Source organism: Streptomyces sp. NPDC041814, assembly GCF_055590565.1.
Genome location: NZ_JBVJAM010000001.1, coordinates 592,593 through 608,202 on the forward strand (window position 1 = coordinate 592,593; position 15,610 = coordinate 608,202).

Annotated in this window: 17 protein-coding genes; 11 read left to right on the plus strand and 6 right to left on the minus strand. The window is 73.5% G+C overall.

Features of this window, described 5'->3' with window-relative positions:
* Positions 1-99 precede the first annotated feature (99 nt).
* From ACZ6C6_RS02640 to ACZ6C6_RS02650, 3 genes are all read left to right on the plus strand, one after another.
* Positions 100-744: a class I SAM-dependent methyltransferase gene (locus ACZ6C6_RS02640; RefSeq protein ID WP_469198325.1), complete on the plus strand. Its 645-nt coding sequence runs from the start codon at positions 100-102 to the stop codon at positions 742-744.
* An 83-nt stretch (positions 745-827) separates the two neighbouring features.
* The gene (locus ACZ6C6_RS02645) at positions 828-1,766 is read left to right on the plus strand and encodes an N-acetylmuramoyl-L-alanine amidase (RefSeq protein ID WP_469198327.1); all 939 of its coding nucleotides are present in this window, start codon (positions 828-830) and stop codon (positions 1,764-1,766) included.
* A gap of 223 nt (positions 1,767-1,989) precedes the next feature.
* On the plus strand, positions 1,990-2,760 hold the full coding sequence (locus ACZ6C6_RS02650) for a hypothetical protein (protein ID WP_469198329.1): 771 nt from the start codon (positions 1,990-1,992) through the stop codon (positions 2,758-2,760).
* Positions 2,761-2,830: 70 nt separating this feature from the next.
* On the opposite strand, the gene ACZ6C6_RS02655 is transcribed toward ACZ6C6_RS02650, so the two are convergent.
* The 3 genes from ACZ6C6_RS02655 to ACZ6C6_RS02665 all read right to left on the minus strand — a co-directional run bounded on the left by ACZ6C6_RS02655 (position 2,831) and on the right by ACZ6C6_RS02665 (position 5,333).
* Positions 2,831-3,871, minus strand: coding sequence for a PHP domain-containing protein (locus tag ACZ6C6_RS02655; protein WP_469198331.1), 1,041 nt, complete (start codon positions 3,869-3,871; stop codon positions 2,831-2,833).
* Positions 3,872-3,959: 88 nt separating this feature from the next.
* Entirely contained in the window at positions 3,960-4,739 is a 780-nt protein-coding gene (locus tag ACZ6C6_RS02660; protein WP_469198333.1) for a maleylpyruvate isomerase family mycothiol-dependent enzyme, read from the minus strand.
* Between the two features lie 39 nt (positions 4,740-4,778).
* Complete coding sequence (locus ACZ6C6_RS02665) at positions 4,779-5,333, minus strand: hypothetical protein (RefSeq protein WP_469198335.1); 555 nt, start codon at positions 5,331-5,333, stop codon at positions 4,779-4,781.
* A 148-nt stretch (positions 5,334-5,481) separates the two neighbouring features.
* On the opposite strand from ACZ6C6_RS02665, the gene ACZ6C6_RS02670 reads away from it, so the two are divergent.
* Positions 5,482-5,769 carry a hypothetical protein gene (locus tag ACZ6C6_RS02670; RefSeq protein ID WP_405897523.1) on the plus strand — a complete coding sequence of 96 codons (288 nt, stop codon included), beginning with the start codon at positions 5,482-5,484 and terminating at the stop codon, positions 5,767-5,769.
* 9 nt (positions 5,770-5,778) lie between these two features.
* Here the strand turns inward: ACZ6C6_RS02670 and ACZ6C6_RS02675 are convergent, their stop codons facing one another.
* The 3 genes from ACZ6C6_RS02675 to ACZ6C6_RS02685 all read right to left on the minus strand — a co-directional run bounded on the left by ACZ6C6_RS02675 (position 5,779) and on the right by ACZ6C6_RS02685 (position 9,002).
* The gene (locus ACZ6C6_RS02675; RefSeq protein WP_469198338.1) at positions 5,779-6,852 is read right to left on the minus strand and encodes a prenyltransferase/squalene oxidase repeat-containing protein; all 1,074 of its coding nucleotides are present in this window, start codon (positions 6,850-6,852) and stop codon (positions 5,779-5,781) included.
* On the minus strand, positions 6,849-7,601 hold the full coding sequence (locus tag ACZ6C6_RS02680) for a class I SAM-dependent methyltransferase (protein ID WP_018103413.1): 753 nt from the start codon (positions 7,599-7,601) through the stop codon (positions 6,849-6,851). The genes ACZ6C6_RS02675 and ACZ6C6_RS02680 overlap by 4 nt, the downstream gene beginning before the upstream one ends.
* A 69-nt stretch (positions 7,602-7,670) precedes the next feature.
* Entirely contained in the window at positions 7,671-9,002 is a 1,332-nt protein-coding gene (locus ACZ6C6_RS02685; protein ID WP_469198340.1) for a glycosyltransferase family 4 protein, read from the minus strand.
* Positions 9,003-9,178: 176 nt separating this feature from the next.
* On the opposite strand from ACZ6C6_RS02685, the gene ACZ6C6_RS02690 reads away from it, so the two are divergent.
* The 7 genes from ACZ6C6_RS02690 to ACZ6C6_RS02720 all read left to right on the plus strand — a co-directional run bounded on the left by ACZ6C6_RS02690 (position 9,179) and on the right by ACZ6C6_RS02720 (position 15,583).
* Positions 9,179-9,778 carry a TetR family transcriptional regulator gene (locus tag ACZ6C6_RS02690; protein WP_469198342.1) on the plus strand — a complete coding sequence of 200 codons (600 nt, stop codon included), beginning with the start codon at positions 9,179-9,181 and terminating at the stop codon, positions 9,776-9,778.
* A gap of 127 nt (positions 9,779-9,905) precedes the next feature.
* A complete protein-coding gene (locus ACZ6C6_RS02695; protein WP_469198344.1) occupies positions 9,906-11,153 on the plus strand; it encodes a substrate-binding domain-containing protein in 1,248 nt (415 codons plus the stop codon).
* A gap of 3 nt (positions 11,154-11,156) precedes the next feature.
* Positions 11,157-11,945 carry an ABC transporter ATP-binding protein gene (locus ACZ6C6_RS02700; RefSeq protein ID WP_469198346.1) on the plus strand — a complete coding sequence of 263 codons (789 nt, stop codon included), beginning with the start codon at positions 11,157-11,159 and terminating at the stop codon, positions 11,943-11,945.
* Positions 11,942-12,688, plus strand: coding sequence for an ABC transporter ATP-binding protein (locus ACZ6C6_RS02705; protein WP_469198348.1), 747 nt, complete (start codon positions 11,942-11,944; stop codon positions 12,686-12,688). The genes ACZ6C6_RS02700 and ACZ6C6_RS02705 overlap by 4 nt, the downstream gene beginning before the upstream one ends.
* Entirely contained in the window at positions 12,688-13,575 is an 888-nt protein-coding gene (locus ACZ6C6_RS02710; protein WP_469198350.1) for a branched-chain amino acid ABC transporter permease, read from the plus strand. Before ACZ6C6_RS02705 ends, ACZ6C6_RS02710 begins: the two co-directional genes overlap by 1 nt.
* The gene (locus ACZ6C6_RS02715; protein ID WP_469198352.1) at positions 13,572-14,687 is read left to right on the plus strand and encodes a branched-chain amino acid ABC transporter permease; all 1,116 of its coding nucleotides are present in this window, start codon (positions 13,572-13,574) and stop codon (positions 14,685-14,687) included. The genes ACZ6C6_RS02710 and ACZ6C6_RS02715 overlap by 4 nt, the downstream gene beginning before the upstream one ends.
* Positions 14,684-15,583: an alpha/beta fold hydrolase gene (locus ACZ6C6_RS02720; RefSeq protein ID WP_469198354.1), complete on the plus strand. Its 900-nt coding sequence runs from the start codon at positions 14,684-14,686 to the stop codon at positions 15,581-15,583. Before ACZ6C6_RS02715 ends, ACZ6C6_RS02720 begins: the two co-directional genes overlap by 4 nt.
* The last annotated feature ends 27 nt before the right edge of the window (positions 15,584-15,610 follow it).

The following is a 15,610-nucleotide window of genomic DNA, read 5'->3' on the forward strand; positions in this document are numbered from 1 at the left end:
CCGGCCCGCTCACACACCCCTTCCGTACGCCCCCGCCGGTACCTTCGGCGGGGGCGTACGGCACGATGGCGCCCTACCCGTCCCACCAGGAGGAACACCGTGGCCGCCGAGCCCAAGCCGGAGATTCTCGCCGCGTTCCAGGCCGCCAAGGGCTTCATGCCGGTGGTCGAGGGGCTCGCGCTGTACGAGGCGGCCACCGAGGCCGCCGCGCTCGGCCTGCCGCTGCTGGAGGTCGGCACCTACTGCGGGCGCTCCACGATCCTGATCGCCGACGCGGCGCGGGCCGCCGGTGTCACCGCGCTCACCGTCGACCACCACCGGGGCAGCGAGGAGCAGCAGCCCGGCTGGGAGTACCACGACCCGACCGTGGTGGACCCGGAGGTCGGCCGGATGGACACCCTGCCCACCTTCCGCAGGACGCTGCACGCGGCGGGCCTGGAGGACCACGTGGTGGCGCTCGTCGGGCGCTCGCCGCAGGTGGCGGCGGTCTGGGGCGGCCCGCTGGGCTTCGTCTTCATCGACGGCGGCCACACCGACGAGCACGCGAACGGCGACTACGAGGGCTGGGCCCCGCATGTCGCCGAGGGCGGGCTGCTGGTGATCCACGACGTGTTCCCGGACCCGGCACACGGCGGCCAGGCCCCGTACCGGGTGTATCTGCGGGCGCTGGAATCGGGCGCGTTCACGGAGGTGTCCGTGACGGACTCGCTGCGCGTGCTGCGCCGCACCGGACCGGGCATCTGACCGAAGGGCCCTGTTTACGGGGTGTTCCCGGCCGGTCCGCGGACGCCCCGGACAGGGCAAGGACCGGCCGATAACATCGCCGGGTGCGTCACCACGAGAGCCTTCCCCCCACCCCACGCCACCCGCTCCGGCTCGCCGCCGCCGCTGCCGTGCTGTGCCTGGGCCTGACCGGCTGCGGCGACGGAGACGGCACCGCGCAGGCCCAGGCCGGGCCGAGCGGCGGTGCGGCCGCCACCCCGGCCGCCCCGACCGCACCGGCCTCGCCGTCCCCGGCGCCCACGAAGGCCGCCCCGTCGCCGTCGCGGTCCCCGGCGAAGTCCCCCTCGAAGCCGTCGTCCGCGCCCGACGGACCGCTGTCCGGCAGGACCGTGGTCATCGACCCCGGGCACAACCCGCGCAACCACCTGCACACCGCCGCGATCAACCGCCAGGTCGACATCGGCACCGGCCGCAAGGAGTGCGACACCACCGGGACGGCCACCAACGGGGGTTACGCGGAGGCGGAGTTCACCCTCGACGTCGCGCACCGGCTGCGGGACCTGCTGCGGGCGCAGGGCGCGACGGTGCTCCTGACGTACGACGGGGACCGGGAGTTCGGGCCGTGTGTGGACGAGCGGGCGCGTATCGGCAACCAGGCGCACGCGGACGCGGTGGTCTCGGTGCACGCGGACGGATCGGCCGCGGGAAACCGGGGGTTCCATGTGATCCTTCCCGCACGCGTACGCGGCGGCGGTGCGGACACGTCGAAGATCGTGGCCCCTTCACGCGATCTCGGCACCCGTATCGCCGGTCTGTTCGTACGCAGTACCGGAAGTTCCCCTTCCAATTACGTGGGCGGCAAAACGGGTTTGGATGTCCGCGGGGATCTCGGCGGACTTAATTTGTCGACCGTGCCCAAAGTCTTCATCGAATGCGGCAATATGCGTGATCCCAAGGACGCCGCCCTGCTCACCAGCCCGGGTTGGCGCCAGAAGGCGGCCCGGGGCATCGCGGACGGTATCAGCAGCTACCTCAAGGGGTAGGCAAGGGGTGATTCTGCGATGAATTCGGGAGGATGTTCCCGCACCAACCGGGCAGGAACACAACCCGCCCGGCCAGACGATAGATTCATCCCTACGATGGGGAGCCGTTCCCGAGCTTCGAGCCTTGCCCGCCGTGCATCCGGCGGCAACGACGACCGCCCCGACGAGACGATCGACTAAGGACCTTCACGTGAATATCCGCTCCCTCACTCGAGGCGATGGCGTGGTGATCGGAGCAGCGGTCGTGCTGTTCATCGCCTCGTTCCTCGACTACTACGACTACGGAAACGCCGCCACCGACGCCCCCAACGCCTGGGACTTCCTGGGCAACGGCATCGGCGTCTACATGGTCGGAGTGATCGGCGCAGCGCTGATCGTGCTCTCCCGTTCCCAGCCCCAGCCGCGCAAGGTCGCAGGTCTCGACCTCGCCCAGTTCGGTGTCGCCGCAACGGTGTTCACCGCGTGGAACATGTTCTGGACGATCATCGACCTGGGCCAGATCGACGCGGGCGCCGGCCTGATCCTCGGCTTCATCGCCGCGCTGGCGCTGGCCGCCGGCGCGGTCGCCTCGCCGCTGGTCCCGGCCCTCAAGGCCCCGCTCGCCGGTGCCCCGAACCCGCAGGCCGTGCAGCCGCCGTACGGTGGCCAGCCCGGCCAGGGCTACGGCTACCCGGGCGGTCCGCAGCCGGCCTTCGGCGGCCAGCAGCCGGGCCAGCCGCAGCCGTACGGTGCGCAGCAGCCGGGCCAGCCCGAGGCGCAGAAGGCTCCGGCCGCTCCGGCGGCCGGCGGCGCCGGTGACTTCACCCCGTTCTGGTTCGCGGTGCCGGTGGCCCGCCAGCTGTACAGCGAGGACGGTTCGCAGGCCCCGATCGCCGAGCTGGCGCCGGGCACCTGGTACCTCGCGGTCGAGCAGCGCGGATCGGCGCTGATCGCCCAGACGCAGGACGGCCGTCGCGGCGTCCTCCAGGACACCACGGGCATCCAGCGAGGCTGACGCCCGCACCCCTGTCCGTCACAGCGGCCCCCGCCCCTTCCGGGCGGGGGCCGCTGCCGTGTGCCGGTACTCACCCCGCCGCGCGCTCGGGGGCCTTGCCCTTCCGGGTCCAGCGCAGCAGCTCGTCGGCCGTCCAGGTGGTGACCACGCGTTCCGGCGGGACCTCGCACTCCTCGGCGCGGGCGCAGCCGTACGCCTGCCAGTCGAGCTGGCCGGGTGCGTGCGCGTCGGTGTCGACAGCGAACAGGGTGCCCGCCGCCACGGCCCGGCGCAGGAGCCGGCGGGGCGGGTCGAGGCGTTCGGGCCGGCAGTTGATCTCGACGGCGGTGCCCGCCTCGGCGCAGGCGGCGAAGACCTCGTCCGCGTCGAACGACGACTCGGGGCGGCCCCGTCCGGTGACGAGGCGGCCGGTGCAGTGGCCGAGGACGTTCGCCTGCGGATGGCGGACGGCGGCGACCATGCGGCGGGTCATCGGGGCGGCGTCCATGCGGAGTTTGGAGTGGACGGAGACCACGACCAGGTCGACCTGTTCGAGCAGGTCCTCCTCCTGGTCGAGGGAGCCGTCGAGGTTGATGTCGCACTCGATGCCGGTGAGCAGCCGGAACGGCGCCCAGCGCTCGTTGAGTTCGGCCACTTCGGCGAGCTGTCGGCGCAGCCGCTCCGGCGAGAGGCCGTTCGCGACGGTGAGCCGGGGCGAGTGGTCGGTGAGGACCGTCCAGTCGTGGCCCAGTTCCGCCGCCGCGCGGCCCATCTCCTCGATGGGGCTGCCGCCGTCCGACCAGTCGGAGTGCGTATGGCAGTCCCCGCGCAGCAGCGAGAGCAGGTGCTCGCCGCCCTTCGCGAGGGGTCCGGCGCCGGAGGCCTCGGACTCAAGGCGCTCCAGATAGCCGGGGGTCTCCCCGGCCACGGCCTCGCGGATGACCTGGGCGGTGCGGGGGCCGATGCCCTTGACCCGTTCCAGCGAGCCGTCGGCCACGCGCCGCTCCGCCTCGCCGTCGTCCATCGCGGCGACGGTGCGCGCGGCGGTGCGGAACGCCTGGACGCGGTAGGTGACCGCCCTGCCGCGCTCCAGCAGGAAGGCGATCCGCTCCAGGGCCCGGACCGGGTCCATCGGCACCTCCTCGCGGGACGGGACGGCCGGAGTGACCGCCCGTCCAGCTTGGCCCAGCGCGGCCGCGCCCGCACACCGGCCGGTCCCGTCAGCCGAAGGACGTGCGCGCCAGCCAGAAGTCCAGCAGCCCGGCATCGCCCAGGACCTCGACGCGGTCGCTGTCCGGGGCGAGGCGGCGGTTGAAGACGAGCATGACGTCGGTGAGCGTGCCGCGCAGCGCCACGTCCGCCTTGCCGTGCGCCCGCGTCCAGGTGACGCCGTCCGCGCCGAGCTCGATCAGCCACTCGGCGCCGGGCACGTCGGTGGCGTGCAGGTGCAGGGTGCGGCCGTCCTCGCGCAGCTCGGCGCTCTCGGGGTCCTCGTAGTGGTCCTGGGCGAAGCGGACGATCTCCAGCCACTCGTCGATGGTGTCGGCGGCCAGCTCGGGCGTCATCGTGTACGGGACCTGTGCGGCGAGGGCCGCGTCGGCGAGGTGGACGACGGTCTCCAGGGCCATGCGGCGGGCCCAGAAGCCGGCGCTGTGGTCCCAGGCCCAGGACCACACCCCGGTGTCCGGTCCGGCCTCGCGGAGTGCGGCGGCGGTGCCGGCGGCGCCGTCGGCGAGCCAGGCGTCGAGGGCCGCGGGGTCCTCGCTCCCGGGGCTGTTGTCCGGCACCTTGTCGTCCGGGACCTCGTCGGCGGCCCGGGTGCGGACGATCTCGCCGGCCCAGCGGTGGGCGCGGCCGACGTGCTCGGCCAGTTCGCGCAGGGTCCAGTCGGGGCAGGTCGGCACGGTCGCGCCGAGGTCGGCGTCCCGGAGAGTGCCCCTCAACTCCCCCGTGAGCCGGACTATTTCATCGCAGTAGCGCTCGTGCGTCAGAAGTCCCATGCCCGCACCCTAATGTCGCCGACCCCGTTTCACATGGGGTTATCCGCCGAGCTGCGAGGTGGACGGGACCTTGTCCTTCACGTCGGCGCCCGCGCTCTTCCCGGCGTCCTTGATGCCGCTGATGACGTCCTCGAACGAGCCGATGTCACCGGCGTCCGCATCGCCGTTGCGGACCTTGGCGGTGAGCCCCTTGAGCGAGGCGATGCCCGCGGTGAGCGGGGCGACGGCCTTCGAGAGCAGCGGGTCGCCCTTCGCGTTCTCCGTGGCGGCCTTCAGCCGGTTGTAGGCGAAGGTGCCCGCGAGCCCGGCCTTGACGAGGGCGAGGGTGCGCCCGTCGGTGCCCTTCTTGAACTTCCCGGCCCGGTACGGCTTCACGATCCACTGGTACGTGGCGCCCGCGGCGAGCCCCGCGTTGGCGACGAACCTGGTCTTGGCCCACTTCTGCGCCTCGGCCGACGAGGTGCCGGTGGGCGACGCCGAACTGCTCGTACCGCCGCCCTCCTCGTCGCTCCCGCACGCGGTGGCGCCCGCCAGCAGGGTGCAGGCCAGCAGCAGCGCGAGGAGCGGGCGGCGGAGCGGTACGGGTCGGGGCACGGCGGACCTCCCTGGCCGGGCGGAGCGGGTGCCGGGGCCCGGCACTCCCCGCCAGGCTGGCCGCGCCCCGGGCAACCCGCCACCGCTGCGCGGCCGTACGGGTCGGGGCGACGGGTTTCGGCCGGGCGGGAGCGGCAAAGCGGAGACCATGTCCTACAGCAGAGGCAACAGCATCACCGCAGCACGTGTCATCGCCCTCGTGGCGGACGTCATGGCCTTCATCATCGGCCTGTGGATCCTGATGTACCTCCTCGACGCGAACCGGGGCAACGAACTGGTCGAGTTCGTGCGGGACACCGCCAGGTGGCTCGCGGGCTGGTCGTACGACCTGTTCACGTTCGACAAGGCGTGGGCCAACGTCGTCGCCGGCTACGGCCTCGCCGCCCTGGTGTACCTGTTCATCGGGCACGCCGTGGCAGGCCGCGTCCGGCGCTGACGCAAGCCCTCAGCCGCAGCAGTCCGGCTCAAGCCCCTTCGGGAGCCGGTCCCCGCCGAACACGGCGGTGGTCGCCTCGTCCCCTCCGAGCGCGGCCACCGCCAGCAGCAGCGAACCGGCCGTCCAGGAGGTGTGCTCCTCGGGCCAGAAGGCACGGTTGCCCTCGAAGACGTAACCCGTCCAGTACATGCCGCCCTCGGCGCGCAGGTGCTGGACCGACTGGAGGATGTCGAGCGCCCGGTCGGACTCGCCCATCACCCACAGGGCCAGGGCCAGTTCGCAGCTCTCACCGCCGGTCACCCACGGGTTGGGCAGCACGCAGCGCACCCCGAGCCCGGGGACGACGAAGCGGTCCCAGCCCTCCTCGATGCGCTTCGTGGCCGCCGCGCCGGTGACGGCGCCGCCGAGCACCGGGTAGTACCAGTCCATCGAGTAGCGGCTCTTGTCGAGGAAGCGCTCCGGGTGGTTGCGGATCGCGTGCCCCAGGGCCCCGGTCGCCAGCTCCCAGTCGGGCTGCGGCTCCTCGCGGCGTTCGGCGATGGCGAGCGCGCAGCGCAGGGCCTGGTGGACCGAGGACGAGCCGGTGAGCAGCGCGTCCGTGACGGGCGTGCCGTCGTCCTCCCGCTTCCAGCCGATCTGGCCGCCGGGCTGCTGGAGGCCCAGGACGAATTCGACGGCCGCGTAGACCGTGGGCCACATCCGGTCCACGAAGGCGTCGTCACCGGTGGCGAGGTAGTGGTGCCAGACGCCGACGGCCACGTAGGCGCAGAAGTTGGTCTCCCGGCCCCGGTCGGTCGGCTGTCCGGCGTCGCCGTCGTGGTAGGCGGCGTACCAGGAGCCGTCGCCGTTCTGGTGGCGGGCCAGCCACTCGTACGCGCGTTCCGCGGCGGCGTGCTCGCCGGCCGCGTCCAGGGCCATGGCGGCCTCGGTGTGGTCCCACGGGTCGAGGTGGTGGCCGCGGAACCACGGGATGGCACCGTCCGGGCGCTGCACGGCGCGCAGCGCGGCGACGGTCTCGGCGGCCTGCGCGGCGGTGAGGACTCCCGGCAGGACGAGGTGTTCGGTCCGCTCGGGAAGGCTCACGCCTCGGCCTCGGCTGCTGCTGCGGCGGCGAGGGGCAGGTGCGGCTTGGTCGCGTAGGCCACGAAGCTCTTGCCGACGACCGGGTTGAGCAACTGCTCGGCGACCCGGGTCAGGGCGGGCTTCTTCATGATGTCCCAGACCAGGAGCTTGTGGTACGCCTTCACCGGCAGCGCCTTGTCGTTGTCGACGCCGAACGCGCACTTGAGCCACCAGTACGGGGAGTGCAGGGCGTGCGCGTGGTGGGTGCCGTACGGCTTGAGGCCGGCGCCGCGCATCTTGCCGAGGAGTTCGTCGGCCTTGTAGATGCGGATGTGGCCGCCCTCGACCTCGTGGTAGGCGTCGGACAGCGCCCAGCAGACCTTCTCGGGGCCGTAGCGCGGGACGGTGACGGCGATCCGGCCGCCGGGCCGCAGCACGCGGACCATCTCGGCGAGGACGCCCTTGTCGTCGGGGATGTGCTCCATGACCTCGGAGATGATCACGACGTCGAAGGACTCGTCGGGGAAGGGCAGGTTGAGCGCGTCGCCCTCCATGGCGGTGGCGGTGGCGCCCTCCGGGGCCTCCCCGGCCTCCTTCATCGCGGCGAACCACTTCGCGACCTCGCGGATCTCCTCGCCGTTCTGATCGAGGGCCACCACCTGGGCGCCGCGCCGGTAGCACTCGAAGGCGTGGCGTCCGGCGCCGCACCCCAGGTCGAGCACGCGGTCGCCGGCGGCGAGCGGGAAGCGGGTGAAGTCCACGGTCAGCACGAGTGCCTGCTTTCGCGGTCGGGGGTCGGGAGGGGGGACGGGGTCAGGGACCCGGCGGACGGTCCGGGGTCACCGCCGGCCGCCGGGGCCGGTGGCGGCGCGGGCGGCGATGGCCTGCCGGTAGAGCTCGGCGGTGCCGATGGCGGCCTGCTTCCAGGTGAACCGGGCGAGCACCCGCTCGCGGCCGGCCGACCCGAGCCGGGCGCGCAGCTCCGCGTCGCCGAGCAGCCGGCCGAGCGCGTCGGCGAGGGCCCCCGGGTCGCCGGGCGGCACCGCGAGGCAGGTCTTCCCGTCGGGTCCGGCGACCTCCGGGATGGCGCCGCCGGTCGTCGCGACGAGCGGGGTGCCGGTGGCCATGGCCTCGGCGGCGGGCAGCGAGAAGCCCTCGTACAGCGAGGGGACGCAGGCGATCTGCGCGCCGCGCACCAGGTCGACCAGCTCGGAGTCGCTGATGCCCTTCACGAACTCGACGGCGTCCGCGAGGCCGTGCCGCTCGATGGCCCGGGCGACCGGCCCGTCCTCGGCGCGCTTGCCGACGACGACCAGGTGGGCGGCGGGGTTGCCGGTGCGGAGCTTGGCGAGGGCTTCCACGAGGTGGACGAGGCCCTTGAGCGGGACGTCGGCGCTGGACGTGGTGACGATGCGGCCCGGGACCTCGGGGACCGAGGGGTCGGGCGACCACAGATCGGTGTCGGCGCCGATGTGGACGACCCGGATGCGGCGCGGGTCGACGCCGAGGTGGTCCACGATCTCCTGCTTGGAGGAGCCGGAGACGGTGAGCACGGACGGCAGCCGGCGCGCGACCCGCTTCTGCATGCGGGTGAACCCGTACCAGCGGCGCACGGACGCCCGGCGGCGCCGGCTCGTCGCGGCGTCCAGCTCCAGCTGCCGGTCGACGGTGATGGGGTGGTGGATCGTGGTGACCAGGGGCGCGCCGAGGTCGGCGAGGAGCCCGTAGCCGAGGGTCTGGTTGTCGTGGATGACGTCGAACTCGCCGCGCCGGGCGGCGAGGTGGCGCCGGGCCCGCAGGCTGAAGGTGAGCGGTTCGGGGAAGCCGCCGGTCCACATGGTGGCGACCTCGGCGGCGTCGATCCAGTCCCGGTACTCGCCGCGGCTCGGGGTGCGGAACGGGTCGGGCTGCCGGTACAGGTCGAGGCTGGGCAGCTCGGTGAGCGGGACGCCCTCGTCGAGGACCGGGTAGGGCTGGGCGCCGATGACCTCGACGCGGTGGCCGAGGCGGGCGAGTTCGCGGGCGAGGTGCCGTACGTAGACGCCCTGGCCGCCACAGAAGGGGTTGCCCTTGTAGGTGAGGAGCGCGATGCGCAGGGGTCCGTCGCCGGGGCCCGTGCCCGGTGCGGCGACGCCCGTACGGGGGCCCGACTCAACGGCCTCAGCGGTCACACTCGGCCCCCTTCTCACTGCGTGTTCGCCGGAGCGTAACCGCCGACGCTAATCTAGAACAAGTTTCAGACTGGGTAGTTCAATGAGCTACGAATCTACCGGCAGGTAGCGTCGGTGCAACGGCCGGATCAGGTGATTCACGCCACGGCACACACCCTGGCCACGGGACGGGACACATGACAGCGGAAGCCAGACCGGCATCGCCGCCCCTGACGGAACGCCAGGAGGCCCGCCGCCGCGGCATCCTGCGGGCCACCGCCGAGCTGGCCGGCCGGGGCGGTTTCGAGGCCGTCCAGATGCGCGAGGTGGCGGAGGCGGCCGAGGTCGCCCTCGGCACGCTGTACCGGTACTTCCCGTCCAAGATCCACCTCCTCGTCGCCACCCTGCACGACCGCCTCCAGCAGCTCCGCGGCACCCTCCGCGAGCACCCCCCGGCCGGGGACGACGCGGCCGCCAGGGTCGCCAGGACCCTGCTGCGGGCGTTCCGCGCCATGCAGCGCGAACCGCAGCTGGCGGACGCCATGGTGCGCGCGCTGACCTTCGCGGACCGGAGCGCGAGCAGCGAGGTCGACGCCGTCTCACGGCTCACGACGGCGATCATCCTGGACGCGATGGGCACCGGCCACCCGACGCCGGGCCAGCTCTCCGCCGTCCGGGTGATCGAGTACACCTGGCACTCCGCGCTGATCACCTGGCTCGCCGGCCGGGCGTCGGACGCGGAGGTCCGCACGGACATCGAGACGGTGTGCCGGCTGGTCGGCCCGGCGGCCCCCTGAAGCGACTGCCATGTGCGGCACCCACACGCCCCGGGGGCGAGGTGGGGTTCCCTGCACCATATCGACGGCGGCGCGGTGTTCATACGGTTCGGCGACATCACAGGAACACGCCGAGGAGCCGGTCACCATGCCCCGCAGCCGTACCGCCAGCAGACCCCGCAGATCCCTCAGTGACATCCGTACCGTCGCCGTCCTGGCAGCAGCCGGCCTGCTGCTGACGGGCTGCACCGCCGCCGGGAAGGCGGGCGGTTCCGACACCGCGAAGTCCGCCGGCGACGAGGCCGTCAAGGTCGGCCTGGTGTACTCACGGACCGGGCTCCTCGCCGACTACGGCAAGCAGTACCGCGACGGATTCATGGCCGGTCTCGACTACGCCACCAAGGGCACCCGGAAGGTCGCCGGACATCCCGTCGAGGTCACCGAGCAGGACGACGCGGGCGACCCGGGCAAGGCCGTCTCCGCCGCGAAGAACCTCATCGGCAAGGGCTACAAGGTGCTGGCCGGCACCACCGACTCCGGCGTCGCCCTCCAGATGGCCCCGCTCGCCGCGCAGAACAAGGTGCTGTACGTCAGCGGACCGGCCGCCACCGACGCGGTGACCGGGATCAACGACTACACCTTCCGCTCCGGCCGCCAGTCCTACCAGGACATCCTGACGGCGGGCACGATGCTCGGCGGCGCCAAGGGCAAGAAGGTCACGGTGCTCGCCCAGGACTCCACCTTCGGCCAGGCCAACGTGGCCGCCGTGAAGGCGGTGCTCGGCGGGAAGGGCGCCGAGGTCGGCTCGGTGCTGGCGCCGCCCAGCGCGACGGACCTGACGCCGTTCGCCCGGCAGGTCAAGGCGGGCGGCCCCGATCTCGTCTTCGTGGCCTGGGCGGGCTCCACCGCCCCGGCGCTGTGGACCGCGCTGGACCAGCAGGGCGTGCTGGGCGCGAGCAAGGTCGTCACCGGCCTGGCCGGCACCGCCTCGTACCCGGTCTTCGGAGCGGCCGGGTCCAAGGTGTCGTTCCTGGCGCACTACTTCCCGGGCGCGGGCGGGAACAACGCCGTGGAGAAGGCGATGCTGGACGCGGTGGAGAAGGACGGCGGCAGACCCGACCTGTTCACGCCGGACGGCTTCACGGCCGCCCAGATGATCGTGCACGCCATCGAGGAGGGCGGCGCCACCGACACCGCCGCGATGGTGAAGGCCCTGGAGGGCTGGAGCTTCGACGGGGTCAAGGGACCGACCCGGGTGCGCGGCGAGGACCACGCGCTGCTCCAGCCGATGTTCGTGGCCAAGCTGGAGGGCAAGGGCAAGACGGCCGAGCCGAAGCTGCTGGACACCGAGCAGCCGGCCGCCGTCGCGCCGCCCGTGAAGCCCGCGGCGGGCTGAACCGTGACCGCACCCCACACCCTCGGGCAGGCGAGCCCGGCGGGCCGGGAGGCGCCCGTGCTCCGGCTGGACGGCCTCGGCTGGAGCGTCGGCGGCGCCACCATCGTCCAGGACGTCTCACTGAGCGTCCGCGAGGGCGAGTTCCTGGCCTTCATCGGGCCCAACGGGGCGGGCAAGACCTCGCTGTTCAACCTGATCAGCGGGCTCAACCTGCCGACCGCCGGGCGGATCGAGCTGGACGGCACCGAGATGACGGACCGGCCCGCGCACGTCCGGGCCCGGCGCGGCATCGGCCGGACCTTCCAGACCTCCAGCCTGTGGCCCGCGATGACCGTCGCCGACCACGTCCGGCTCGCCGCGCAGGCGGCCCGGGGCGGCTCGTACCGGCTGTGGCGGCGCGCCGACCCGTACACCGCCGAAGTGGCCGGCGTCCTGGAACGCACCGGCCTCGGCCACCGGGCGGAGGCCACGGCGGGCGAGCTGTCGCACGGCGAGAAGCGGAAGCTGGAGCTCGCCGTGCTGCTGGTGGGCGAGCCCCGGCTGATGCTGCTCGACGAGCCGATGGCCGGGGTGAGCGCCGAGGAGGTCCCCGCCCTCACCGAACTCATCCGCACCCTGCACCGCGAGGAGGGGCGCACGGTCCTCATGGTCGAACACCACATGGACGTCCTGCTCGGCCTCGCCGACCGGCTCGCCGTGATGCACCACGGCCGGCTCCTCGCCCTGGACACCCCGGAGGCGGTCACCGCCGACCCGGTCGTGCAGCAGGCTTACCTCGGGGAGGGGCTGTGACGGAGCAACCCCTCCTGGACGTACGGGATCTGCGGGTCCTGATCGGCGGCCGCCACATCCTGCACGGCGTCGGCCTCGACGTCACCGCGCACGGCGTCACCGCGCTCCTCGGGCGCAACGGCGCCGGGAAGACCACCACGGTCCGGGGCATCCTCGGGCTCGTCCCGCGCACCGGGAGCGTCCGGCTCGGCGGCGAGGAGACCGCGGGCCTGCCCACACACGCGCTGGTCCGGCGCGGCATCGGCTACGCCCCCGAGGACCGGGGCGTCTTCGCCGGGCTGACCGTCGCGGAAAACCTGCGGCTCGCCGAGCGGCCCGGCGCGGGCGAACCGGCGTACGGCCTGGTCCACGAGCTGTTCCCGGAACTCAAGCAGCGGGCCCGGCAGTTGGCCGGAACGCTGTCGGGCGGTCAGCAGCAGATGGTGGCCATCGGGCGCACCCTGCTCAACGCCAACCGGCTGATCATCGCGGACGAACCGACCAAGGGGCTGGCGCCGAAGGTCGTCACCGAGGTGGCCCAGGTGCTGGAGCGGGCCGCCGAGGCGGTGCCGGTGCTCCTCGTGGAGCAGAACCTCGCCGTGGTGCGCCGGCTGGCCGGGCACTGCGTGGTCCTCGCCGACGGCCGCACCGCCCACCGGGGCCCGGCCGCCGAGCTGCTGGGTGACCCGGAGGCGGCCCGCACGCTGCTCGGCGTGGGCCACGGCCCGCTCCCCGCACACCCTTCCGTGAAGGCGGATTCCTGATGTCCACCCTCGTCCTGCTCACCATGACCGGACTCGGTCTGGGGGCCCTCTACTTCCTCGTCGCGTCCGGACTCTCGCTGATCTTCGGCCTGATGGACGTGCTCAACTTCGCGCACGGGGCGCTGCTGTCCATCGGCGCGTACGGCACCTGGTGGGCCGCGTCCGGCCATCTCCCCGGCGCGGGCCCCGGCGGCGCCGGCTTCGCGCTCGCGGTCCTGTTCGGTACGGCGGTGGGCACCGCGGCCGCCGTGCTCCTCGAACTCGCGGTCGTCCGCCCGCTCTACACCCGGCCGCGCGAACAGGTGCTCGCCACGGTCGGGGTGGGGCTCGCGGTCCCCGCGCTGCTCTCCGGCATCTGGGGCTCGGACGCCCACACCTTCCCCGGGCCCGACGCGCTGTCCGGCACCTTCGGGCTGCTGGGTGCGCGGGTCCCGGTCAACCGGCTGGTCCTGGTGGGCGCGGCGGTCGTGGTGCTGGTCGCGCTGCGGCTGTTCCTCGGGCGGACCCGGCACGGGCTGGTGGTCCGGGCGGGTGTCGAGGACCGGGCCATGGTCACCGCGCTCGGCGTCGACGTCCGCAAGGCGTTCACGCTGGTCTTCGCGATCGGCGGCTGCGCGGCGGCGCTGGGCGGGGCGCTCGGCGGGCTGTACTTCGGCTCGGTCGACCCGCGCCAGGGGACCTCGCTGCTGATCTTCGCGTTCGTCGTCGTGGTCACCGGCGGCATGGGCTCGGTGACCGGCGCCGCCGTGGCGTCCGTGGTCATCGGCCTGGTCCAGCAGTTCGCCAACTACTACACCGCAGCGGGGCTCGGCGACCTGGCGGTCGTCGTCCTGCTCGCCGCGCTGCTGCTGATCCGGCCGCGCGGACTGACGGGGAGGCTCGCGTGAGCACCGCCACCGACACACCCGACCGCACCGCCGGGCGCACCGCCGCCGGGCCGGTCCCCGCCGGGGGGTTCCGCCCGCTGCGCTGGTGGCCCGCCGCCGTCCTGCTCGTCCTGGTGACCGCCCCGTTCAGCGCGGTGCCGGTGCCGGGCCTGCTCGACGGGCCGCCCGGTTCGGCGGGCAGCCTGCAACTCCTGGCGACCTGCCTGCTGTTCGGCGCCCTTGCCACCGGCTACGACCTGCTCCTCGGGCGGACCGGGCTGCTCTCCTTCGGGCACGCGCTGTACTTCGCGGCGGGCAGCTACGCCACCAATCTGTTCCTCCTTGAGGCGGGGCTGCCGTTCGCGCTCGCCACGGTCCTCGGGCTGCTCTTCGGAATCGCGCTCGCCCTGGCCCTGGGAGCGGTGAGCCTGCGCGTGACCGGGATCGGCTTTTCCATGGTGACCCTGGCCTTCGCGCAGGCGGGCTCGATCCTGGTCTCCCGCGACCCCGGCGGGGTCACCGGCGGCGAGGAGGGCCGGGCGGCCCCGTCGGACCTGCTGCCGTCCTCGCTGGTCGGCATCGACAACACCGCCAACCTGTACTGGATCGCGCTGGCCTACCTCGTCCTCACCCTGGGCGTCGTGCACTGGGCGGTCCACTCCCCCACCGGCCGGGTCTGGGAGGGCATCAAGGAGAACGAGCGCCGGGTGGAGGTGCTCGGACTGAAGCCGTACGGGTTCAAGCTGACGGCCTTCGTGGTCGCGGGGGCGCTCGCCGCGCTCGGCGGGATCGTGCACCTGCTGCTGACGGGCGGCTCCACCCCCCAGACGACCACGTCGGACTTCACGCTGTCGTTGCTGGTGATGGTGGTGCTCGGCGGCTCGGGCACCCGCTGGGGCCCGATGGTCGGCGGCATCCTCTACACCTGGGCCGACCACCGGCTGGGCGATCTCGCCGGGTCGGGCGCGGTCGCGGACCTGCCGGCGGTCCTGCGCGTACCGCTGTCGCAGCCGTTGTTCCTGCTGGGCGTGGTGTTCGTGGCCGTGGTACATCTGCTGCCGGGCGGCCTGGCCCGGTTGCCGGCCCGGCTGAGGGCAGCAGCCTCGAACCGTAAGGAGAACGGAGTCAGTTGAGCCCGCTCGCAGAGTACGAAGAGATCGCGGTCCCCGTGCGCGGGGGCTCCCTGGCGGCCGTGCGGTGGCCGGCCGCCGACCCGGAGGCGCCGGTCGTGGTGGCCCTGCACGGGATCACCTCCAACGCCCTGTCCTGGGCGGCGGTGGCCCGGCTGCTGGACGGCCGGGCCACGCTGGTCGCCCCCGATCTGCGCGGCCGGGCCGGGAGCGCGCACCTGCCGGGCCCGTACGGGATCGCCGCGCACACCGACGACGTCGCCGCGCTGGCCGAGGCCCTGGGCCGGGACCGGGTGGTGCTCGCGGGCCACTCGATGGGCGCGTTCGTGGCGGCACTCGCGGCGGTGCGCCACCCGGACCGCTTCGGGCCGCTGCTGCTCGTGGACGGCGGCATCGGCTTCCCGGCCCCGACGCACCTGACGCCCGACGAGCTGATGACGGCGGTGATCGGCCCCGCGATGGACCGGCTGTCGATGACCTTCCCGGACCGGGCCGCCTACCGCGCGTTCTGGCAGGCGCATCCGGCGTTCGCCGATGGGTGGTCGGACGAGGTGGACGCGTACATCCAGCGCGACCTGACCGGCGAGGAGCCGGGGCTGCGCTCGTCCTGCCGGATCGAGGCGGTCCGCACGGACGGGGTCGGGCTGTTCGACGAGGAGGTCCTGTCGGCGGTGCGGAAGCTGCCCGTCGACGCGACGCTGCTGTGGGCCGCGCGCGGCCTGATGGACGAGGAGCAGGGCCTGTACGACGAGGGCAGGCTCGCCGCCGCCGGTGTGGACGGGACCCGGGTGGAGCCGGTCGCGGTGAAGGACGTCAACCACTACACGGTCCTGACGGGCGACCGGGGCGCACGCGAGGTCGCCGACCGCCTGGCGGCCCTCGCCCGCGGGGGCGGCTGACACGGCCGCGGGGGCCGGGGGGGGGGG

Bases quoted from the DNA above. Each gene is read 5' to 3' on its own strand.
- ACZ6C6_RS02655 (WP_469198331.1), bottom strand. From the start codon at position 3,871: ATGGACCCGGTCCGGGCCCTGGAGCGGATCGCCTTCCTGCTGGAGCGC.
- ACZ6C6_RS02660 (WP_469198333.1), bottom strand. From the start codon at position 4,739: ATGGGACTTCTGACGCACGAGCGCTACTGCGATGAAATAGTCCGGCTC.
- ACZ6C6_RS02670 (WP_405897523.1), top strand. From the start codon at position 5,482: ATGTCCTACAGCAGAGGCAACAGCATCACCGCAGCACGTGTCATCGCC.
- ACZ6C6_RS02690 (WP_469198342.1), top strand. From the start codon at position 9,179: ATGACAGCGGAAGCCAGACCGGCATCGCCGCCCCTGACGGAACGCCAG.
- ACZ6C6_RS02695 (WP_469198344.1), top strand. From the start codon at position 9,906: ATGCCCCGCAGCCGTACCGCCAGCAGACCCCGCAGATCCCTCAGTGAC.
- ACZ6C6_RS02710 (WP_469198350.1), top strand. From the start codon at position 12,688: ATGTCCACCCTCGTCCTGCTCACCATGACCGGACTCGGTCTGGGGGCC.